Below are 20,150 nucleotides of genomic sequence, written 5' to 3' on the forward strand. Positions count from 1 at the left end.
CAAACCCCTCCCAGAACGCATCCGCCTCGACACCCGTGCCGACCATCGCTTCCGACACCACGAAGTCGTGCAACTCACGCGATATCGAAAGGCCATGAAGGGAAACGGTATCTGTGACCCGGCTCATCATGTTCATTGTCTCAACTCCAAGGGTCAGGCCGCAATCGCGGCATCGGTGCGGAACTCGCCCGAAATGGTCTCGGCGACCATCTGGGCGGTCGCGGCGGACAGGGTCCAGCCAAGGTGGCCGTGGCCGGTGTTGTAGAAGACGCCCGGCTGCCGGCCCTTGCCGACCCGTGGCATCATGTTGGGCATCATCGGCCTGAGACCGGCCCAGGGCACGACGCGGTTGGTGTCGACATCGGGGAACAACATCCGCGTCCAGTCGACCAGCGGCCTGACGCGGTCGTCGCGAATGTCGCGGTTCATGCCGTTGAACTCGGCCGTGCCGGCGACCCGGAAGCGCCCGGCGCCCAGACGGCTGGTGACAATCTTGGCGCGGTCGTCGAGCAGGCTGACCCAGGGTGCCGCCTTCTGGCTGCGCTCGTCATCGAGATGCACGGTGATCGAATAACCCTTGACCGGATAGACGTTGACGCGGTCGCCTAGCATCGCCGCGAAGTGGCGACTGGCGGCACCGGCGCAGACGACGACGCCATCGGCCTCGACGATCTCTTGAGCTGCCTCCGCCACGGACCCGCCGTGGGAATAGCCGATGCAGAACACGCCATCGCGGGCAATGCGGTTGACCGTGGCGTCGAAGACGAAACGCGCCCCGCGCCTTTCGCAGGCCTGGGCGAGGCCATAGGTGAATTTGTGGATGTCGCCGGTCGAATCCGACGGGGTGTAGAAACCGGCGTGGAAATCGCCATGCAAGGCCGGTTCGATGGACTTCACTTCTGCAGCCGTCACCGGGCGGCGGTCGAGGCCGCCTTCGACCAGCATCGAATTGACCTTCAGCGCATGCTGGAAGCTCGGCTTGTCCCAATAGACATGCAAGATGCCGCGCTGGACATGGTCGAAATCGATGTTCTCGCGCTCGGCAATGGCAAACAGGTGCTTGCGCGCGGCAATCGCCAGCCGCGTCGTCTCCACCGTATTGTCGCGATAGTTCATGATGTTGGAGACGAACTCCGCCAGCCAGGCGTATTTGTGCCAGGTCGGCGCCGGGTTCATCAGCAGCGGCGCGTCGCGCCTGAGCATCCACTTCATGCCCTTGAGCACGGTCGACCAGTGGTTCCAGACCTCGGCATTGCTGGCCGAAAGCTGGCCGCCATTGGCAAACGACGTTTCCATGCCGGCATAGCGCTGGCGGTCGATGACGGTGACGGAATAGCCGCGCTCCAGAAGCGCATAGGCAGTGGTGACGCCGGTGATACCGGCGCCGATAACGGCAATATGGGGCATTTCACTCTCCGCGATCAAAGTTGGGGGCGGGCCTAAACCCGCTGTTTTTCCCCAATCTGTCGCTGTACCTGAGAGCTTAACCGCGACGGCCTTGCCGGCGCGGCTTTCCCCTTCGGTGGGCACTCGAGGTGCCTCTCTCCAGATCGTTCAGCTGCATGGTCACTTTTGCCTGAGAGTTTCCTGGGGGGTTGCTCCGTCGGCGCCGGCCGGTGCCTTCAAGGATACGGCCGATCTCTCCCATGCAGCCTCTGAACGCATTTCTTCTACAGGCTGGCCAGTGCTTCCGCAACGTTAGATGCGGAAGCACTGCGCGTCAGTTTCCTTCGTCGTAGAGCGTAGTCGTCGTCTCGACGCCGTGTTCGTGCAGGCCGGCGCGCACGACCGCAGCTGCGGCCAGCTCGCGTGCCTTGCGGCGGATGCCCGGCTCGTCGACGCCCTGCACCTTGCCGTCGGCATAAAGCACCTTGCCGTCCACCCAGGTCTGGGTGATGGACGCGGTCGACGCCGAGAACACCAGCGCCTGCAGCGGATCGTAGAACGGCGTCCATTCGACATGGTCGAGGTCGAACAGGATGAAGTCGGCCTTCTTGCCGATCTCCAGCGAACCGATCTCGTCGTCCCACATCAAGGCGCGCGCGCCTTCGATGGTGGCGGCGCGCAACGCCTGGCGCGCGGTGAAGATGTCGGGCTGCATGCGGGCGTCCTTGAACATGCCGGCAACGACCAGCATCTGGCGCATCAGGTTCATGTTGCCTGCAGCCGACACACCGTCGGTGCCGAGGCCGACCTTGACGCCTGCCTTGACCATCTCAGGGTACTTGCCGATGGCCGTCGCACCCTTGCCGAGCTTGAACGACGAGCATGGGCAGAAGGCGACGCTGGCGCCACGCTCGGCCAAAAGCTTGACCTCCTCGTCCGACACCGCTGCACCATGAGCGATGACCAGGTTCTTGCCGATGCCGCCGGCGCGGTCGATCCTGGTGATCGGCCAGCAGCCATATTTGCTTTCGCAGACCTTGGCTTCCTCGATCGAGGTTGCAAGGTGGTAGGTGGTACCAACACCGAGCTTTTCGGCCAGCTTAACCGCACCGACATGCAGCTCGAGGCTGCAGGGTTCCTTGCCCTCGATGTTGACCCAGCAGCGGGCGCGGCCGTCGAGCGTGTTGTTGTAGCGGAGAACGTTTTCCTCAAGCACCTTCAGCGCCGACTGCGCATCGGGGAAGAAGTGGTGATCGGCCATCTCCTCGGTCCAGCCGCGCGGCAGCTCCGCCGGCCGGTTGTCGGCGGCGTGACGGCCGGTGATGCCGCGGATGCCGGTCTTGTCCATCGCCCGGATGACGATGCCGGGATCGTATTGCGAGCCCATGTCGAGGAAGCAGGTGGTGCCGCAGCGCAGCATCTCGGTGATGCCGAGCAGCGCGCCCCAATACTCGTCTTCCTCGGTGATGTGGGCATAGAAGGGCTTGGCCCAGTGGAACACCCAGGCGCGGGTGTTGAGGTTATCCGGGAAGACCGCACGCGACAGCGTCTCCGACAGATGCACGTGGCTGTCGACGAAGCCAGGGCAGATGCCCAGCATCGTGCCATCGATCACCCTGTCGAAGCTCTTGCCATTGTGGCGCGCCGCCACCTCGCTCGCCGTGCCGATGTCGGCAATGCGGTCGTTTTCCACCACCATGCTGGCGTTGCGCAGCACCGTGTCGTTCTTGTCGACCGTAAAGGCGAAATTCAAATTCTCGATCAGCGTGCGCATGTGTCTCCACCCCATACTTCACTCACGGACCTTCAATCTCGTCCCGCCGGTCCGTGGCGGCGGGCGATATCTCGCTGTGCAGCCGGGCCACAAAGCACCCCGGCTGCCATTTCACAAGTCAAGTTCGCTCAGGCGACGGCCTTGACCTTGCCGCCCTGCTTTGCGGTACCGCAGAGGATCAGCTTGTCGGTGTCGGCATAGTCAGACAACAGTTCCGAGCCGTTCGACGTCACCAGCAGCATGTCCTTGTTCTGCATGCCGTAGCCGTAGCCGGTGTCATAGCAGAGCGGCTCGAAGCCGAGCACCATGTTCTCTTCCAGCGGCGCGTCGCTGCCCGGCTTGCCGAGCACCGGCGTCAGGCCGAGATACGGATCCTCGTGCAGGTGCAGGCCGATGCCGTGGCCAACGAACGAGATCGGCGGCAGGTTCAGCTTGGCGAGCTTGGCGATGAAGGCATCGTAGATTTCGCGGCAGCTGGCGCCCGGCTTCACCTTCTCCATGATCTCATACTTGCATTCGACCAGGTGCGCCCAGATCTTGTCGGCCATGGGCGGCGCCTCGCCGACGATGGCGGTGCGGCAAACACCGGCCTGGTAGCCGTTGATGACCGAGAATATCTCGACACGGCAGACGTCGCCGCGCTTCAGAACGCGTTCGGACGGGCCGACATTTGGCAGCACCGAACGCTCGCCGGTGGCGACGATCAGAAGCTTGAAGTGCTCGGCGCCGAGCGAATAGACGTTGCGGGTCAGGTGGCCGGCAATGTCCATCTCCGAATCGCCGGCATCGACAATGGCCAGCGTGTCGGTGATCGCCTGGTCAGCGATGCGCGACAGCTTGCGCAGCAGGGCCACTTCTTCGGCCGTCTTGATCTGGCGCAGCCGCGCCAGGATCGGCTCGGCATGCTCGAAGCGCGCACCAGGCATCGCCGCGATCAGGCGGGCAAGATCGCCAGCCGGCAAATAGTCCATTTCGAGGCCGATGCGAGCTCCGGCAAGGCCGAGTTCGGAAAGCTGGTCGGCAAGCACCAGCATCGGATCGTCGGAGAATTCGGCCCAGATGCGCGTCGCCACGTTTGGCTGCTTCCGCTTGATGGTCGACGCCTCCATGTCGACGCCGAAGATCGCGGTGCGACCGTCAGCGGTGACGATGGTCATCGCATGGCGATGACGGATCAGCGGCTGCGACGGCACCACGAAGCCGGTGGTGTAGGCGAAGTTTTCTGGCGACGAGCAGATGATGGCATCGAGCCCGTGCTGGGCCATTGCCTTGACCTGCTTTGCGACGATTTCAGTCCGCATTCTTGTAGTTCTCCCCTAGATGGCTCGCGTCAGGCTCAATCGCGGACGCGGTATTTTTCGATCTTTGCGAGGTCGACATCAATGCCCATGCCGGGCCCGGTCGGAACGGCGATGGCGCCTTCGGAGAAGCGCATCGGCTCGACCAAAAGGTCGTCCTTGTAGTAGATGCCGCCGACCTGGCCGTGCTGCGCTTCGGCCGGCGTCGAGATCGGAATGACGCAGGACAGCGTCACCGCTGGCGAAGCCGCCGCGACCTGGACGTTTGCGAGGTTGCCGATGCCGGTCTCGATCGAACCGTTGACGTTGCAGATGATGCCGGCCGCGCGGCAGACCGCGCCGACCTCCATCGCCTTGTAGAGGCCGCCTGCCTTGGTGGTGTAGATCGACACGATCTGCACCTGGCCGGCAGCAATGATCTGGATCGCATCATGGGCGTTCCAGGCCGACTCGTCGGCCATGACAGGCGCATCGATACGGCGCGCCACCTCGGAGATGCGCTCGATGCCCATCACCGGCTGCTCAACATACTTGAGCCGGTACTTTTCCATCTGGCGAACCGTCTGCACAGCCTCGCCTGGCGTCTTGTAGCCTTCGTTGGCGTCGACGCAGATTTCCATCGCTTCGCCGGCGGCCTCGCGGACGGCAGCGACCATCTTGATGTCGCGTGCGGGATCGACACCGATCTTGACCTTGATCGTCTTGATGCCTTCCGCAGCGAGCTTGGCCGCCTCGACCTTAGCCTCGTCGATCGAAATCAGGCCGATCGAATGGGTGATGCCGACCTTGTCGCGCGCCTTGCCGCCCAGCAGGGTGTGAACCGGAACGTTGAGCCAGCGGCCCGTGAGATCGTAGGCCGCGAATTCGACGGCCGCCTTGGAATAGGGATAGCCGCGGATGATGGCATCCATGCGAGCATGCAGCTCGGCGAAATTGCCGAGTTCGAGGCCTATGACTGCGGGCGCCAGATAGGTTTCGATGACGCTGCGGGTAATCATGGCGGACTCGCCAAAGTAGCGGCCGAACTCGCCGCCCCAGTCCTTGAGTGCCGGCGCCTCGCCCCAGCCGACCCGGCCGTCGCTGTCGGTCATCTTGACCATGACATAGCGGCCGATAACCTCAGTGAGGCCGGCCCACTTGTGCTCGCGCCGCGTCGGCAGTTGGACAATCAGCGTTTCAATGGACTTGATCGTAGGCAACGTTTTTCACCTTCTTCATTGTCACCGGCGATGCGTCGCGCTACATTTGCGATCATCTAGTGTGATCACACTTTATGATCATATTTTTGGAGCGTCAAGCACCCTGCCACATCGAATTTTCCGGGCCCGTCGGCTGCATCGGAAATCGTCGCAGGAGAGGAGAAAAAATGATCGTCGAAGCGACCAACTACTTCGCCAAGGACGGGCACGCTGGCGCCGTTCTCGAACAGCGCCGCAAGGCGACCGAGATCAGGAAGCAGCTAGGGCTCGATCCCGGGCGCATCCTCGTCAGGATCGAGGGAGACGGGCCTGATGTACGCTGGGAATGCAGCTTCGCCTCGCGTGAGGCATATGACGCCGACATGAAGGCCAGGGGCGGCTCGCAGGCCTTCGCCGACGCCCGCAAGGCCATGCACACGCTGCTCGAACGCTTCGAGCGCCATATCTACCAGACAGGAGGCTGACGCCCGTCAGTTGCCTCTCGTCCAGAAGCGCGGCAGGGAGGTCCTCGATCTTGCCATGCCGCACCTACACCCCGTGCCGGGAGTGGGTTGCCATGGAAGCCTCGCAGTCAAGCGCCTGGGCGTCGCGGCCGATGGCAGCAACGGCGACGATCTTGCCGTCCTTCCTGTAGCCGACCAGACAGTCGCGGTCGGCAATGCTCCCGTCGATTTCGATGGCGTCCCACGTCCTGGCATAGCCGACATAGCGGATCGACACGTCGTAGTGCTCGCTCCAGAAGAACGGAACGCTCAGGAATGGCTGTCGCCGGCCGAGCATGTTTTCCGCCGCGATCTGACCCTGCCGTTGCGCCACGACCCAGTGCTCGACGCGCCGTGCTTCGGCTGTGTCGAGGTCATGCCATTGCGCGATATCGCCGGCCGCAAAGATGCCGGCCACGCTGCTTTCCAGGAATTCGTTCACCAATACGCCGCGATCAACGGCAATTCCGGCGTCCGCTGCCAGCGAGATGCGCGGCTTCACTCCAACCCCGACGACGACAAGATCGGCATCGAGCACCTGGCCGTTGTTCAGCGTAACCGTCTGCGCGGCAATGCCTACAACCGTCGCGCCCATGTGAAAGACGACACCGTGTTGTTCATGCAGCGAGCGGATGAACGCGCCGAGTTCGGACCCGAGAACCGCGCCGAGCGGATAGGCCTCGGGCGCCACGACATGAACCGCGAGGCCACGGCTGCGCAGTGCAGCAGCAACTTCCAATCCGATGAAACCTGCTCCCAGCACGACGGCGGTCTGGGAGTTCCGGGCACGCTCGATGATGGCGCGGCTGTCGGCCAGCGATCTCAATGTGAACACATGCTCGCCATCGGCACCGGCGATCGGCAGGCGGACCGGTTCTGCTCCCGTCGCCACAAGAAGCCGGTCGAATGGGAATACCCTTCCGTCGGCTGCTATCACTGCGCGACCATCGACGTCGATACGTTCGACTGTCGTCCGCAGTTGGAGATCGATCTTGTTCCTGGCATAGAATTTAGGGCCGCGTAGCGGAATCCACGCCTCCGGAGCGTTTCCGGCGAGATAGTCCTTGGACAGGTTGGGGCGGTCGCAGGGCCCATCCTGGTCCGCGCTCACCATGGTGATTTCGCCGGCAAACTGGCGGCGGCGGAGCATTTCAGCCGCAGCAAAGCCAGCGGCACCGCCACCAACAATGACAATGCGGCCTTGCTGGCCGGACGCGTCGTGCTGCGGGGCGGTTGCAGGCTGTTCGTCGGCGGCCATCTTGCCGGTCACGAACATCCGGTCCCCTCGGCGCTCCACTCTCCACCTCTGCAGCGAGTCGAAGGCGGGCGCGCCGAGCGCCTCGCCGGTGCGGAGACTGAAGCAGGCATGGTGCCAAGGGCATCGAACAGTATCGCCGACGACGATCCCGTGGGCCAGTTCTGCGCCATAGTGCGTGCACAACCCGCCGACGGCCAGCACCTCGTCGCCGACACGCGCCAGGAGTACCGCCTCGTCGCCGACATGCCCCTGAAGCAGCCCTTTGCCGTCAAACGTGGCCATCGGCACGCCAACTTCGAAATCGGGGCCTGTAACAGGATTTTTCTGCGCAGCCATCTTGGCTCTCCTTCACGACCTTGCCCGATCAGGCGTCGGATGCAGAATAGATGTGTCACCCCTCCAAAGGTTCCCAGGGTCGTGCGCCGTCGACTGCCGGAACCATTTCATTCCTGCCGCATCCAATGGATCTCATACGAACGCCAGGAGAGACCCATGGACACGCGTGCGGAATTGCCGACCAGAGAATACACCCCCACCGACGCAACGCATACGGCATCTGGGCAATGCCTGTCCGGGTTGCTGCTTGCCGGCCGCCCCACCCGGCTGGAAGCCGAGGCCGCGGTTCGAACGCTGATCCGCTGGGCCGGCGACAATCCCGCTCGGCCCGGCCTCCTGGATACACCCGCACGCGTCGCACGCGCCTACGAGGAATGGTTCGGCGGTTACGATCAGGATCCCGTCGCCCTGCTCGAACGAACATTCGATGAAATCGGCGGATACAATCACGCAGTCGAACTTCGCGATATCCCGTTCGATTCGTTCTGCGAACACCACATGGCGGCCATTCGCGGCAAGGCGCATATCGCCTACATGCCCGTCAACCGGGTGGTCGGCATCTCCAAGCTGGCAAGGGTGGTCGACGCCTGCGCGCGTCGCCTGCAGATCCAGGAACGCCTGACCGACGACATCGCCATCGCGATCGAGGACGCCCTGCAGCCGGCTGGTGTCGCCGTGATCATCGAGGCGGAACACGGCTGCATGACCTCACGCGGTGTCCATGCCCACGGTACGCGCATGGTCACCAAACGCATGCTGGGTGTTTTCGAGACGGACGCAGACCTCAGGCGCGAATTCCTCTCCTCGCTCGGCATGTGACGATTGTCGGCGCGCAACCACGGCGAAAGCCATCGAGCGCAGCTGAACGCAGTCAATGTCTCGGGAACGTTTTTCCCGGCGCCGCATCCAATGATCGTCAACTCAATCAAGCCCCGGCACCATTGGCGTCCCGGGCAGGAGGTTTCCCATGCGTATTCGCTCGACTGCCGCCCTGGCTGCGCTTTCCCTGCTGCTTGCCGCCCCCCTGGCCAGCGCCGCCGACAAGCCGACCGACCCTCAGATCGCTCACATCGCCTACACGGCCGGCGTGATCGACGTCGAAGCGGCAAAGCTTGCCATCTCGAAATCCAAGAACAAGGATGTCGTGGCCTTCGCCGAGGACATGGTGCGCGACCACGAGGCCGTGAACACCCAGGCGCTGGACCTCGTCAAGAAGCTCAATGTGACGCCGGAGGACAACGACACCAGCCGCGCCTTGACCAAGGCTGCAGCCGACGAGCGGGCCAAGCTCGAGAAACTGGATGGTCCGGCCTTCGACAAGGCTTATGTCGACAACGAAGTGGCCTACCACAAGCAGGTCAACGGCGCGCTTGAGAGCCTGCTGATCCCGTCTGCGAGCAACGCCGACCTCAAGGCCTTGCTCGAAACCGGCCTGAAGATCTTCCAGGGCCACCAGCAGCATGCCGAACACGTCGCGGCTACCGTCAAGTAAGGGTCAACAGATGGTGTCGAAAAGGCGTTTGTGGATCGCTGCAGCACTTTTTGTGGCGGCGTTTCCCGCACAAGCGGAAACCATCCAGGTCACGATCGAGAAGCTGGTATTCTCCCCAGTCGAGGTCAATGCAAAGGTCGGCGACACGATCGAATGGATCAACAAGGACGTCTTCGTTCACACCGCGACCGTGAAGGGCGGCTGGGAGGTGATGATCCCGGCGAAGAAGTCAGCAAGCATGGTCGTGGAGAAGGCGGGACCTGTTGAATATTACTGCCGCTTTCACCCCAACATGAAAGGCCGCCTGACGGTCTCGCCCTGACAGCCCTCAGAACTCGGGGCCGCGGAACGCCAATTCCGCGGCCTCGGACTTTTCAGTCGGCAGTCCAGCCGCCATCAACCAACAGCGACGAGCCAGTCACCAGCGACGACGCGTCCGATGCCAGGAACAGTATTGCGCCCATGAGGTCTTCCACCTGACCGATCCTGCCCAGCTTGATCTTTGCCGTGACAGCAGCCAGCGCGTCAGAATCGAGACCATAGGAGCGCGTCATCGGCGTGTCGGTGAAAGTGGGCGCAATCGTATTGAATCGAATGCCCTTCGGGCCGAGCTCGGTGGCAAGCGCCTTGGTCAAGCCTTCGATCGCAAATTTCGATGCGACATAGATCGACCGATTTGGCGCACCGACGTGCCCCAGCTGCGAAGAAATATGGATGATGGAACCCTTGCGACCTGCAGAGACGAGTGCATTCGTGACCGTCTGCGCCAGGAAGAAGGCAGCCCTGACATTGACGCCGAAAACGGCATCGAAATCGTCGGCACTGACATCGGCGAACGCAGCAGGACGATTGGCCCCGGCATTGCTGACGAGGATGTCGTATGGCTCCCTGCCGTCCAAAGCCCGACGGACAGCGTCAAGATCGGCGACATCCAACACCAAGGCTTCGGCTTTCCCTCCCGCCGTTCGGATGGCTTCTGCCGCTGCCTCGACCTCCGATGCCGTTCGTGCACACAAGGTGACACTGGCGCCGGCTTCCGCCAGGCAAGCCGCGGCAGCAAGGCCGATGCCGCGTCCGGCACCGGTGACCAGGGCGCGGCGTCCGTCGAGACGAAATGACGGCGTCGAAGGAAGCGCGAACGCACTCATCGTGAGCTTCAGCCCCCGAGCTTGTCGCGGAGCTGGCCAAGGGCCGTTGCGGCATCCTCGACCTCGACGACATCAAAACCTTCCGCGAGAGTACGGCTGTAGGTGGCGAGTGCCTTGCGAGCTGGTTCGGAATAGCTCACGCGCCCTGTTTCGGAAATGCTGACGCCGTCGGCGTTTTCGAACCCTCGGTTCCAGAGAATTGCTTCGTCACGAGACACGCTCTTGGGAAGGTCAAGGGATACCTGGCCTTCCACCACCCGCACGGGGTATCCGCCCGGCAATCCGCCCGGACCCGGCACATGCGCCCGGATATCTCCAAGTCCGGCCAAGGCGAGAAGCACCGGCACGGCAGATGCGCCGGAGATGACGTTGAGGTCCCTGTAGGGAAGCACGATATGACGTGTCCGCTCGTCGACATCCGCCATTTCGTCATCCCCGATCCAGGCACGGACCGGAGCGCCTGAGCGCTCGTTGCCTATTTTTCGCCACTGCACGAGATGCTGATGATGCGCCAGAACGCGCACCGACGCGCGCTGTTCAGGCTCCAGCATGCCGGCAATCACGGCAGAGAAGATACCGACGTTGCCCACGCCCGTCGTGATCGGCAAGCCGGCCGCATGCAGGACCTGGTTCACACCGTCGGGGTAGCACGTGTTGACGAAGGAAATGCCGCTGTCCACCTGCCGGATTGCAGCGGCTGTTCGCCTCGGAAGTACGGAATGGAGGGCGAGTGTCAGGCCGAATCCACCCTCCGCGACGAGACACGACCATTGCGAGTCCGCGCGGTCGACTTTCCAGGGCGACTGCAATGACGCGGAATGGACGACAACCCGTGGACGTATCGCATCGAGACTTTCGGCGATTCCCGAAGACGAAGTGAAATCAACCTTCACGATCTCGAACGTCACGGGCCTCCCGAAGATGGCTGCCCGGGCACGGCCAGCCTCGGCCAGCCACTGAAGCCGCTCTTCATTGCGGCCCCCGATCGCGACACGAAGCCGTCCTGTTGCGGTGGAAGCCAGGTCACCGATCATGACCTCGGCGTAGTAGCCGGTGCCAATGATGAAAATGTCGGCTGTAGTCATGTCTGACCCCACATCAACGGCCCGGGAGGCCACTATTTCAGGAACTGATTTGTGAACGCCTTGGACACGTCGATGCTGGTCTTCAGAAGCCCCATCTCGACGAGCTGCTTTTGGAGTTCGTCCCAACCTGCGAGCGTAGACGAGCCCAATCCGTTGGCACTGACGTCCGGCGACTGGGTGAGCTTCAGCACTTCCGGCAGCTTCAGCTTGGCATAGACCTTGTCCGTGCTGGGATTGGCCTTCACGAAGGCTTCGTAGGCCTCGTCGGGGTTCGCAACGGAGTATTCCCAGCCGCGCACAAATGCCTTGGTAAAGCGCGCCACCAGATCGGGATTCTCCGCAATCAGCTCGGCATTGGTCAGCAGCGTCGTGGAGTACATTTTCATGCCGAGTTCTTCGAGGAGGATCCAGCTGACATCCTCGCCGGTGGCCTTCAGCTTCAGCGCGTCGTTGAAATAGAAGCCAACGCCGACATCGATGCGATCGGCAGCGATAAGGGACACCAACGCGCCATCCGCCGGCACCTCGGTCAGCTTGGCTGGATCGAGATTAAGCGTCTTCTTGATCGCGTCCCACTGGCGGCCGGTGCTGCTCTTGAGCTGGATGCCGAGCGTCTTGCCGTAGAGATCCGTCTCCACGTTCTTGATGTTCTGCGACGTCTTGAAAATGAACGCCGTCGGGTTCTGCTGGAGCAGCACCGCCGTCGCAACGACGGGCAGGTCGCGCGAGGCTCCGAGCAGCACCTGATCGGCCGACGCGTAGCCGAAGTCGGCATCCCGGTTGCCGACCAGTTTCGTGGTGACCGACGAACCCTCGCCCGGGAGGAGTTCGACCTCGATGCCCTCTTCCTTGAAGAACCCCTTCTCAAGCGCCAGGAAAATAGGCGCATGTTCCGATCCGAACACCCAGTCGAGGCGCAGCTTGACCGAATCCGCCGCATCGGCCGAGGTGCCGATAGCCACGAAGCCCAACGCCGCGATCGCAGTACGACAAATCCACGACCCAAAACTGTTTGACATCTTCATCTCCCTTTTTGCGTAACCCATTCCAAAAGCAGTCATCGCTCACCCGTCTCCTTACATGGTCGCTGATGCCCCTGAGGCGTCGTCCTGAGCGTTGACCACGATCAACCGCTCGGCTGCAACGATGACGAGAAAGAGCAGGATACCGAGCACGCTCATGCAGACGATGGCCGCAAACATGAGTTCGGTATCGAGCGAGATGTTCGAGGCATTGATGATGTAGCCGAGGCCTTCACCGGCAGCGACGAACTCGCCGACCACGGCACCGACGATGGCCAGGGTGATGGAAATCTTGAGCGCTGCGAAGAAGTAGGGCATGGCCCATGGCAGGCTGATCTTGGTGAATTTCTCCCAGCCACTGGCGCCGAGCGAATCCATGTACTGCAGCAGTTCCTTGTCGACCGAAGTCAGGCCCTTGGCCGTGTTGATCACGACCGGAAAGAAGGCGATCAGTGCGGCAATGACGATCTTCGGCGTCAAACCGAAGCCGAACCAGATGAGGAACAGCGGCGCAAACGCGATCTTCGGCAGAATTTGCGCGGCGACGAGGAACGGATAGGTCAGTTCACGGATGATCCTCGAATAGGCGATGCCAATCGCAATGACGAAGCCCGTTGCGACCGCATAGAGGAAGCCAAGCGTGATGGCGACGAAGGTCGGCCATGTGTTGACCAGCAGCAACTCGCGGTTTTCCCATGCCGATACAGCGATGCGGCTTGGGGGCGGCAAGATCACCGGCTTGATCTGGAGGAGGTGCACGAGCACCTCCCAAGCGGCGAAAAACACGATGAAGACCATAGCTTGGCCGGCGGCGACACTGAGGCGGTACATGTGTGGTCCCCTATCAAGCGGTTACTGGATCGCGGTGACGCAGGAGACCGCGGATATGGCTGGCGAGCGCCAGGAACTCGGGTCGCTCGCGGGTCTCTTCGGTACGCGGCCGCTCGAACGGCACCGGAATGCGTTCAAGAACACGGCCGGGACGGGCCGACATGACCACGATCTGTTCCGACAACAGCACGGCTTCGGGAATCGAATGCGTGATGAAAACCACAGTGGTTTCGGTCTGCGCCCACAGCAGCAGCAGCTCTTCCTGCAACGTCTCCCGCGTGATCTCATCGAGAGCGGCGAAAGGTTCATCCATCAGGAGAATTCGCGGCTGAAACGCCAGGGCGCGGCAGATCGAGACTCGCTGCTGCATGCCACCCGACAATTCGTGCGGAAAACGCTCCTCGAAGCCTTGAAGGCCGGCGATCTTGAGCCAGCGCCGTGCCTCGGCCTCACGCTCGGCGCGGCTCATGCCGCGGCGGGCCACTTCCATCGTCAGCATGACGTTGTCGAGAGTGGTTCGCCATGGAAGCAACAGCGGTCGCTGAAAGACGTAGCCGACCTGGCCCTGGGTCTTGAGCCGGCTGAGCGGCTCGCCATCAAACAGCACCGTGCCACTCGTGGGCTGAAGGACACCTGAGAGAATCTTGAGCAGCGTGGTCTTGCCGCAGCCCGAAGGCCCGACGATGCTCAGGAACGATCCCGGTGCAATGTCGAACGAAACATCATCGAGAGCCGTGACTGTGCTGGTCTTTGTCCTGAATGAAACCGAGAGATTCTTGATCGAAATGCCGGGGGCCTTGCTCATGACTGGTCGAACCGACCTGTCTGGCTGCGATCCGAACGTTCCGACAAAAGCTCCGCACTGGCGACGACAACTCTTCGCATTCACTCCCCCACTTTGTGACAACAATATGTGATCACGTACTGTGATCTGTGTCAATTGAGCCAAGCGAAAGTCAGCTTGAGAACCAGCGGGAGATGCACACCAGGCGATCGGCAAATCTAGATGTACGCACCGCCCGCCCCAACCTTCGAGCGAACTGAGGCCACGCCGCGTCAAATGGCGAAGCGACTACAAACATCTTGGCGGGACCTGCTCCGGCGGAGCTCACAAGCATGACCCGGGAAGCAGCTATTCGCGCTGAGCCCGCGAAACGCCGCCCCTAAAGATGCTGCCGGCGCTGGTTTGCGCGAAGGCCTCGTCACGCGACAATCTCTCGGGGCTTCCGATGCCGCCGCGCCGCGTCGAACTCGCCTGTCATCTCGTCGAGCGCTCTTCGACCGGACCGGCACGCTTATCGACCTGAAGCCGAACCCACCACGCGCCGAATATCAAACCGGTTCCAGGTGGAGGCCTTCAACCCCAGGCGGCACCGTCAAGGGCGCCGAGGGGGAATTTCAGATAACGCATGCCGTTGGCTTCCGGCTCCGGAAGCCGTCCGCCATTGATGTTGATCTGCAGCGCATGCAGGATCAGCTTCGGCATCGGTAAGGTGCTGTCGCGCTCGTTGCGGAAAGCCACGAATTCATCTTCCCGGCCATAGCGCGTCAGGTGAATGTTCTCGGCTTTCTGCCGGGCGACATTGGTTTCCCAGCGCGGTTCGCGGCCGCCCGGCTGGTAGTCGTGGCCGACGAAGATGCGCGTGTCGCCGGGCAGAGCGACGATGTCCTGGATCGTCGACCACAGTGCCCTGGCGCTGCCGCCGGGAAAATCCGCCCGCGCGGTGCCGCCATCCGGCATGAAGACGGTGTCATGCACGAAGGCGGCGTCACCGACGACATAGGTGATCGAGGCCAGCGTATGGCCGGGCGAGAACATCACGCCGGACTTGATGCCACCGATGTCGAAGCTGTCGCCTTGCTCGAACAGCCTGTCCCATTGCGAGCCATCGGTACGCAGGCTCGGCCAGTTGTAGATGCAGGCCCAGAGTTTCTGCACATCGACGATGCGCGCGCCGATGGCGGTCGGTGCGCCGGTCCTGGCCTTCAGATAGGAGGCCGCCGAGAAATGGTCGGCATGCGGGTGCGTGTCGAGGATCCACTGCACCTCAAGGTTCTGGTCGCGGACGAAGTCGAGCAGCCGGTCGGCATTGCCCGTCGCCGTGGCACCCGACTTTTCGTCGAAATCAAGAACCGGATCGATGATGGCGCACAGCTTCGTCTGCGGATCGCTGACCACATATTGCACCGACCAGGTGCGGGGATCGAAGAAGGCGGCGACGTCGGGCCTTGCCATGAGTTACGCCTCGGCCAGTTCGGCAATGCGCGGATAGAAGATCGCGCGGCTGGCGTCGAAATCATACTGCGGCGCGTATTGGGCCGCATCGGCGGCGATCCGTGCAACCGAATCCAGGATGAAGTTCACCTTCTCCTCGGGCAGCAGGACGCTGAAATTGAGCCTGATGAAGCCTGGCTTCTTCATTTCCTCGCCGGCCTTGATCGCCGCGCGCATCTGCTCGGATTCCTCCGCGCCGATGCCGAGAAGCCGGTGGACATAAGGCCCGGCGCAGGCACAGCCGCCGCGCGCCTGGATGCCGAAACGGTCGCTCAGCATGCGCGTGACGAGTTGCTGATGCACATGGCCGCCCTTGCCGTCGCGGACCCGGAACGAGAAGATCGGCAGCCGCTGCGCGTCGAGCGAACCCAGGAGCTCCAGCCGGTCGACACCGCGCCAGGCAGCCATCGCCCGAAGTGTGAGTTCGGCATTCCGCGCCTGCATGGCCTCGGCACCCAGCGCATCCTTGACCAGGAAGGCGAGCGCCGCACGAATATCGCCGACGACGTTGGGTGTACCTGCCTCCTCCCGCGCCTCGATGTTGTCGCTGTAGTCGTGACCGGTCGGAGAGACGAACTTGACCGTGCCGCCGCCCGGCCATGACGGCTTGGTCGTGACCACGGCATCGCGGCGAACGATCAGCACGCCCGAGGCGCCCGGACCGCCAATGAACTTGTGCGGCGACACCACCAGCGCGTCGATCTCGACGCCTTCCGCCGGCGTCATGGCGATGGGAAGATACGGACCGGCGCCGGCATAGTCCCAGACGGCCTTGGCGCCCGCAGAGTTGATGCGGCGGGTGACGGTGGCGACGTCAGTGACAATGCCGGTGACGTTGGAGGCCGCCGAGAAGGCGCAGACGGTGAGGTCGGCCGGAACCGCGAGCGCCGCATCGAGCGCTGCGAGATCGGGACCGCCTGCTGCACATTCGGCGATCTCGACCATCTCGGCGCCGCTCTCGCGCCAGGGCAGGATGTTGGAATGATGCTCGTAGGGGCCGATGATGACGCGGACGCGCTTGCCGGCGGCCACTGCGTCGGTGACGCCGAGCAGCTTGACCAGCCGGTTGAGGCCGGCGGTGGCGCCCGACCCGGCGAAGATCACCGCATGGTCCCCGGTGGCACCGCAACAAGTGGCGATTGCGGCGCGCGCCTCGCGGCGCAGCCGGGTCATGAAGCCGCCGCAGTAGGACGCCTCGGTGTGGCTGTTGGCGTAGTAAGGCAGGACTTCCTCGAGGATGAAGCGCTCGATCTGCATCAGCGCGCGGCCCGAAGCGACATAGTCGGCATAGACCAGAGCCTTGCTGCCGAACGGGCCCTCGATCCTGGCGTTCTGGCCGACCAGCCCGGCCTGCAGCGCAGCGACCGTGTCGCCGGCGAGGCCCCGCCTGAAACCCTGCAGCAAACCGGCGTTGGCGGACATCTTCACGCTCCTCTGACAGCAAAACTTTTCCAGATCGGAATAGGCGAAGAGTCTAATCGCGTTTCGGTGGAGAAACCTCATCGTTTTCTCGCGACAGCAGCGCCAAATTGGGTCATATGATCCCGATCATGGAAAAGATCGACGAAATTGATCGCAAGATCCTGGCATGCCTTCAGAAGGACGGCTCGATCTCGCAGCGTGATTTGGCCGAACGTGTCGGGCTGTCGCAGAACGCCTGCTGGCGCAGGCTGCAACGGCTGAACACCACCGGCCTGATCCGTGGCACCCACGCCGACATCGACGTGGCAGCCCTTGGCTACGACCTCACCGTCTTCGTGATGATCCGCACCCGCCACCACTCCAAGGAATGGGCCGACGATTTCCGCAAGCATGTCGATCGCCTGCCCGAGGTCATCGACTTCTACCGCATCGGCGGCGACTGGGACTACCTGATCAAGGTGGTGACCAGGGGCATGTCGGGCTACGACGCCTTCTACCAGAAGCTCATCACCAATTTCGACCTGGCGACGGTGACCGGCTTCTTCTCCATGGAGGCGATCATCGACAACAGGGCCGCGGATCTAAGCCGCCTGCGTTGACCAGTTGACCAAAGGGGCTTTCGCCGCCCTGGCGACCCGGTGGCAATCCTTCACGCCAGGCCGAGATAGCCGGCAAGTTCCCTTGCCGCCGCCCCGCCGGCCCGGTTGGCTCCCACCGTGGAGGCGGAAGGGCCGTAGCCGACGAGGTGGATGCGCGGGTCCTTGGCAACTTGCGTCGCCAGCTTGCCGGACATGACGATGCCGCCATTGTCCTCGCGGATTTGCAGCGGCGCCAAGTGGTCGAGCGAACTGCGAAAGCCGGTGCACCACAAGATGACATCGGCCTTTTGTTCCGTCCCATCAGCCCAACGGACGCCATGCTCGGTGATCTCGCTGAACATCGGCAGGCGATTGAGCACGCCGCGTGCGCGTGCGGCCTCGAGCGCGGGGGCCATCGGAATGCCCGTGACCGAGACCACAGACCCCGGGATGAGTCCGCGCCTGACCCTATCCTCGACGAGGGCAACCGCGGCGCGCCCGTCCTCAGGCGTGAACGGGCCTTCGCGGAACTGCGGCTCACGGCGCGTCACCCAGGTCGTGGAGGTGACCTTCGAGACCTCGTCGAGCAGTTGCAGGGCGGAGACGCCGCCACCGACGACGATGACATGCTTGCCCGTGAATTCGTCGGCCGTGCGATAGTCACGCGTATGCAGCTGCCGGCCCTCGAACCGCCCAGCGCCGGGATATTCGGGCACAAAAGGCGTTTCCCAAGTTCCCGTCGCGTTGATGAGGCCGCGGGCGGAAAAAGTTTCCCTGTCGGTCTCTATGCGGAACCTCTCGTTGCGCGCGCAGACGACCTTGACCGTCACCGGACGGTAGACAGGCAAACCGAACTTCTGCTCGTAGGCCGCATAATATTGCGGCACAGCCGACGACGCTCTCACTTCCGTAGCTCTGGTATCGACCGCGTCGGCAAACTGCATGCCGGGAAGGTCGTGGATACGATTGACCGTGCTCAATGTCAGGGACGGCCACCGATGTTGCCATGCGCCCCCTGCTCCCGTGTTCTTGTCGAGCACGAGATAGTTCCTGCCGGGTGTCAGGCCGAGTTTGTGCAGATGATAGGCCGAAGAAAGCCCCGCCTGGCCGCCGCCGATCACCACGATGTCGACCTTGAATGCCGCGCGGACATCGCTCCGGCCGGTGTGATTTTCGGCCTGCGAAGCAGGCGAGTCAGGGGACGTGTTTTCAGCGGTCATTTCCAAGCCTGAAATATCAAACTGCTGAATTCAAGTCGTGTCGTCGCTCCCGCGATGCAAGTTCGAAAAGCCAAGGCGACGCGCCGCGATGATCCAAGACGGTGCTACTGGCAGCGCATGCGGGAGGCCCAACTGGTCGGCATAGCCGACCGTTTCCGGCCTTGGCGTCGCGCATTGCATCAGTCATCGAGGGCCGGGCCCATATTGGTCCGCTTCGAGCAAACTCACGCGAGGCGAACACATATCCATGGGGCGGAGTCCGCATGCCGGAAAGCACGAAGTCCAAAAAGTCACTCCGACCAGCTTGGACATGCGGCCTGCATAGGGTGCCAAGAGCGACACTAGGGCGCGTAAAACTGACCCCTAAGTCCTGCATCTGACCTAGGGTCCCGCAGAGTCTAGAAAAGCACAAAAGCGCCGCAAGTCCTGTTCGCGTCTCATCCAAACAATTTTATCCCGCTCCCTCGCGCAACCGTGTGGATCAAGGGGCTTGAAGGCCCCAGGTTCGAGCATATCGACGACTTGGACTCAACCTAAGCTGCCAATTAACCAATTGTTAACAATTGCCTACATCTTCCATCAGCATTTGCTACACGTGACCTGAAATGTACTGGCTCAAGCTACGGGACGCAGGAGATGGCTGATACGGATGTGGACGTGACCGAACGGAAAAGCTCGGGGCGCGCGGACCCATACGCCAACCGGAACAGTCGGGAGAGCCAGTTCCGGGCCAACCGGTTCAAGCTTGTCCAGGAGATCATACAGTCCATATTGCGTGCCAAGGGGAGTTGCAGAATTCTCGATTTGGGCGGCACCGAAAAATATTGGGATATCGGCGCAGAATTCATTCAGGACCATGCCGGCGTTCTGCATATCACGCTGGTCAACACCGACCCCGTCGATGTCAAGAATACCCGTCTCTTTGCCGCGATTGAAGGCAGCGCCACCGACGAGGCCCTGCTCCGGGGCCAGAAGTTCGACTTCGTACACTCAAATTCGGTGATCGAACACGTCGGCCAGATCCCCGACATGCAGTTGTTCGCCGAGAATGTACGACGCCTGGGCGAACGTCACTACGTCCAGACGCCAAACTACTGGTTTCCCTACGAGCCGCACTTCCGGTTTATCGGCTTCCAGTACCTGCCGGAACGACTGCGCGTCGAGTTGCTACACCGGTTTGCGCTCGGTTTCTTCAGCCGTCAGGACGACCGAAACAACGCGGCTTCGCTGGTGCGTGGCAGCCGCCTGCTCTCCACAGCAGAAATGAGGCGCCTGTTTCCGGATTCTGAAATAAGATTTGAGAAATTCCTTCTTTTCAATAAATCTATAATTGCTTTCCGATAG

At 62.3% G+C, this 20,150-nt stretch carries 19 protein-coding genes and 1 riboswitch; of the genes, 6 read left to right on the forward strand and 13 right to left on the reverse strand.

The features are described from left to right. Positions 1 to 153 precede the first annotated feature (153 nt). The 4 genes from GGQ99_RS19210 to GGQ99_RS19225 form a co-directional block, all read right to left on the reverse strand. Positions 154 to 1,407: a D-amino acid dehydrogenase gene (locus GGQ99_RS19210; RefSeq protein WP_183263776.1), complete on the reverse strand. Its 1,254-nt coding sequence runs from the start codon at positions 1,405 to 1,407 to the stop codon at positions 154 to 156. A 146-nt stretch (positions 1,408 to 1,553) separates the two neighbouring features. Further along, positions 1,554 to 1,657, reverse strand: a riboswitch (glycine riboswitch). A gap of 63 nt (positions 1,658 to 1,720) precedes the next feature. After that, positions 1,721 to 3,160, reverse strand: coding sequence for an amidohydrolase family protein (locus GGQ99_RS19215; RefSeq protein ID WP_108610189.1), 1,440 nt, complete (start codon positions 3,158 to 3,160; stop codon positions 1,721 to 1,723). Between the two features lie 128 nt (positions 3,161 to 3,288). Further along, the gene (locus GGQ99_RS19220; RefSeq protein WP_108610188.1) at positions 3,289 to 4,461 is read right to left on the reverse strand and encodes a M24 family metallopeptidase; all 1,173 of its coding nucleotides are present in this window, start codon (positions 4,459 to 4,461) and stop codon (positions 3,289 to 3,291) included. A gap of 35 nt (positions 4,462 to 4,496) precedes the next feature. After that, positions 4,497 to 5,657 (reverse strand): mandelate racemase/muconate lactonizing enzyme family protein, encoded by a 1,161-nt coding sequence (locus tag GGQ99_RS19225; protein ID WP_183263777.1) that lies wholly within the window; start codon positions 5,655 to 5,657, stop codon positions 4,497 to 4,499. Between the two features lie 167 nt (positions 5,658 to 5,824). On the opposite strand from GGQ99_RS19225, the gene GGQ99_RS19230 reads away from it, so the two are divergent. Continuing rightward, a complete protein-coding gene (locus tag GGQ99_RS19230; RefSeq protein WP_183263778.1) occupies positions 5,825 to 6,121 on the forward strand; it encodes a hypothetical protein in 297 nt (98 codons plus the stop codon). Positions 6,122 to 6,185: 64 nt separating this feature from the next. Here GGQ99_RS19230 and GGQ99_RS19235 read toward each other — a convergent pair whose 3' ends face one another. Beyond that, entirely contained in the window at positions 6,186 to 7,733 is a 1,548-nt protein-coding gene (locus GGQ99_RS19235; protein ID WP_183263779.1) for an FAD-dependent oxidoreductase, read from the reverse strand. 156 nt (positions 7,734 to 7,889) lie between these two features. Between GGQ99_RS19235 and folE the strand changes: the two genes are divergently transcribed. From folE to GGQ99_RS19250, 3 genes are all read left to right on the forward strand, one after another. Then, positions 7,890 to 8,552 (forward strand): GTP cyclohydrolase I FolE, encoded by a 663-nt coding sequence (gene folE, locus GGQ99_RS19240; RefSeq protein ID WP_183263780.1) that lies wholly within the window; start codon positions 7,890 to 7,892, stop codon positions 8,550 to 8,552. A gap of 148 nt (positions 8,553 to 8,700) precedes the next feature. Beyond that, positions 8,701 to 9,225 (forward strand): DUF4142 domain-containing protein, encoded by a 525-nt coding sequence (locus tag GGQ99_RS19245; protein WP_183263781.1) that lies wholly within the window; start codon positions 8,701 to 8,703, stop codon positions 9,223 to 9,225. Between the two features lie 10 nt (positions 9,226 to 9,235). Beyond that, complete coding sequence (locus tag GGQ99_RS19250; protein ID WP_183263782.1) at positions 9,236 to 9,547, forward strand: cupredoxin domain-containing protein; 312 nt, start codon at positions 9,236 to 9,238, stop codon at positions 9,545 to 9,547. Positions 9,548 to 9,599: 52 nt separating this feature from the next. Here GGQ99_RS19250 and GGQ99_RS19255 read toward each other — a convergent pair whose 3' ends face one another. From GGQ99_RS19255 to GGQ99_RS19285, 7 genes are all read right to left on the reverse strand, one after another. After that, on the reverse strand, positions 9,600 to 10,373 hold the full coding sequence (locus GGQ99_RS19255; protein ID WP_183263783.1) for an SDR family NAD(P)-dependent oxidoreductase: 774 nt from the start codon (positions 10,371 to 10,373) through the stop codon (positions 9,600 to 9,602). A gap of 8 nt (positions 10,374 to 10,381) precedes the next feature. Beyond that, a complete protein-coding gene (locus GGQ99_RS19260) occupies positions 10,382 to 11,458 on the reverse strand; it encodes a Rossmann-fold NAD(P)-binding domain-containing protein (protein WP_183263784.1) in 1,077 nt (358 codons plus the stop codon). 32 nt (positions 11,459 to 11,490) lie between these two features. Next, complete coding sequence (locus tag GGQ99_RS19265; protein ID WP_159091746.1) at positions 11,491 to 12,477, reverse strand: ABC transporter substrate-binding protein; 987 nt, start codon at positions 12,475 to 12,477, stop codon at positions 11,491 to 11,493. A gap of 57 nt (positions 12,478 to 12,534) precedes the next feature. Next, the gene (locus GGQ99_RS19270; protein ID WP_183263785.1) at positions 12,535 to 13,311 is read right to left on the reverse strand and encodes an ABC transporter permease; all 777 of its coding nucleotides are present in this window, start codon (positions 13,309 to 13,311) and stop codon (positions 12,535 to 12,537) included. A 13-nt stretch (positions 13,312 to 13,324) separates the two neighbouring features. Continuing rightward, on the reverse strand, positions 13,325 to 14,260 hold the full coding sequence (locus tag GGQ99_RS19275) for an ABC transporter ATP-binding protein (protein WP_246389670.1): 936 nt from the start codon (positions 14,258 to 14,260) through the stop codon (positions 13,325 to 13,327). Positions 14,261 to 14,668: 408 nt separating this feature from the next. Beyond that, positions 14,669 to 15,547 carry an MBL fold metallo-hydrolase gene (locus tag GGQ99_RS19280; protein WP_183263786.1) on the reverse strand — a complete coding sequence of 293 codons (879 nt, stop codon included), beginning with the start codon at positions 15,545 to 15,547 and terminating at the stop codon, positions 14,669 to 14,671. Between the two features lie 3 nt (positions 15,548 to 15,550). Further along, the gene (locus tag GGQ99_RS19285; protein WP_183263787.1) at positions 15,551 to 17,008 is read right to left on the reverse strand and encodes an aminotransferase class V-fold PLP-dependent enzyme; all 1,458 of its coding nucleotides are present in this window, start codon (positions 17,006 to 17,008) and stop codon (positions 15,551 to 15,553) included. Positions 17,009 to 17,136: 128 nt separating this feature from the next. Between GGQ99_RS19285 and GGQ99_RS19290 the strand changes: the two genes are divergently transcribed. Next, on the forward strand, positions 17,137 to 17,607 hold the full coding sequence (locus tag GGQ99_RS19290) for an Lrp/AsnC family transcriptional regulator (protein ID WP_210307960.1): 471 nt from the start codon (positions 17,137 to 17,139) through the stop codon (positions 17,605 to 17,607). Positions 17,608 to 17,657: 50 nt separating this feature from the next. On the opposite strand, the gene GGQ99_RS19295 is transcribed toward GGQ99_RS19290, so the two are convergent. After that, positions 17,658 to 18,806 carry an NAD(P)-binding domain-containing protein gene (locus GGQ99_RS19295; RefSeq protein ID WP_183263788.1) on the reverse strand — a complete coding sequence of 383 codons (1,149 nt, stop codon included), beginning with the start codon at positions 18,804 to 18,806 and terminating at the stop codon, positions 17,658 to 17,660. Positions 18,807 to 19,442: 636 nt separating this feature from the next. On the opposite strand from GGQ99_RS19295, the gene GGQ99_RS19300 reads away from it, so the two are divergent. Next, positions 19,443 to 20,150, forward strand: coding sequence for a class I SAM-dependent methyltransferase (locus GGQ99_RS19300; RefSeq protein ID WP_108610172.1), 708 nt, complete (start codon positions 19,443 to 19,445; stop codon positions 20,148 to 20,150).

The sequence above is a fragment of the Aminobacter niigataensis genome, from assembly GCF_014200015.1.
Classification (GTDB): domain Bacteria; phylum Pseudomonadota; class Alphaproteobacteria; order Rhizobiales; family Rhizobiaceae; genus Aminobacter; species Aminobacter niigataensis.

What these genes read in the sequence shown, in the direction of transcription:
- GGQ99_RS19210 (WP_183263776.1), bottom strand. Translation starts at nt 1,407, where the DNA reads ATGCCCCATATTGCCGTTATCGGCGCCGGTATCACCGGCGTCACCACT.
- GGQ99_RS19215 (WP_108610189.1), bottom strand. Translation starts at nt 3,160, where the DNA reads ATGCGCACGCTGATCGAGAATTTGAATTTCGCCTTTACGGTCGACAAG.
- GGQ99_RS19220 (WP_108610188.1), bottom strand. Translation starts at nt 4,461, where the DNA reads ATGCGGACTGAAATCGTCGCAAAGCAGGTCAAGGCAATGGCCCAGCAC.
- GGQ99_RS19230 (WP_183263778.1), top strand. Translation starts at nt 5,825, where the DNA reads ATGATCGTCGAAGCGACCAACTACTTCGCCAAGGACGGGCACGCTGGC.
- GGQ99_RS19235 (WP_183263779.1), bottom strand. Translation starts at nt 7,733, where the DNA reads ATGGCTGCGCAGAAAAATCCTGTTACAGGCCCCGATTTCGAAGTTGGC.
- folE (WP_183263780.1), top strand. Translation starts at nt 7,890, where the DNA reads ATGGACACGCGTGCGGAATTGCCGACCAGAGAATACACCCCCACCGAC.
- GGQ99_RS19245 (WP_183263781.1), top strand. Translation starts at nt 8,701, where the DNA reads ATGCGTATTCGCTCGACTGCCGCCCTGGCTGCGCTTTCCCTGCTGCTT.
- GGQ99_RS19250 (WP_183263782.1), top strand. Translation starts at nt 9,236, where the DNA reads ATGGTGTCGAAAAGGCGTTTGTGGATCGCTGCAGCACTTTTTGTGGCG.
- GGQ99_RS19255 (WP_183263783.1), bottom strand. Translation starts at nt 10,373, where the DNA reads ATGAGTGCGTTCGCGCTTCCTTCGACGCCGTCATTTCGTCTCGACGGA.
- GGQ99_RS19260 (WP_183263784.1), bottom strand. Translation starts at nt 11,458, where the DNA reads ATGACTACAGCCGACATTTTCATCATTGGCACCGGCTACTACGCCGAG.
- GGQ99_RS19265 (WP_159091746.1), bottom strand. Translation starts at nt 12,477, where the DNA reads ATGTCAAACAGTTTTGGGTCGTGGATTTGTCGTACTGCGATCGCGGCG.
- GGQ99_RS19270 (WP_183263785.1), bottom strand. Translation starts at nt 13,311, where the DNA reads ATGTACCGCCTCAGTGTCGCCGCCGGCCAAGCTATGGTCTTCATCGTG.
- GGQ99_RS19280 (WP_183263786.1), bottom strand. Translation starts at nt 15,547, where the DNA reads ATGGCAAGGCCCGACGTCGCCGCCTTCTTCGATCCCCGCACCTGGTCG.
- GGQ99_RS19285 (WP_183263787.1), bottom strand. Translation starts at nt 17,008, where the DNA reads ATGTCCGCCAACGCCGGTTTGCTGCAGGGTTTCAGGCGGGGCCTCGCC.
- GGQ99_RS19290 (WP_210307960.1), top strand. Translation starts at nt 17,137, where the DNA reads ATGGAAAAGATCGACGAAATTGATCGCAAGATCCTGGCATGCCTTCAG.
- GGQ99_RS19295 (WP_183263788.1), bottom strand. Translation starts at nt 18,806, where the DNA reads ATGACCGCTGAAAACACGTCCCCTGACTCGCCTGCTTCGCAGGCCGAA.
- GGQ99_RS19300 (WP_108610172.1), top strand. Translation starts at nt 19,443, where the DNA reads ATGGCTGATACGGATGTGGACGTGACCGAACGGAAAAGCTCGGGGCGC.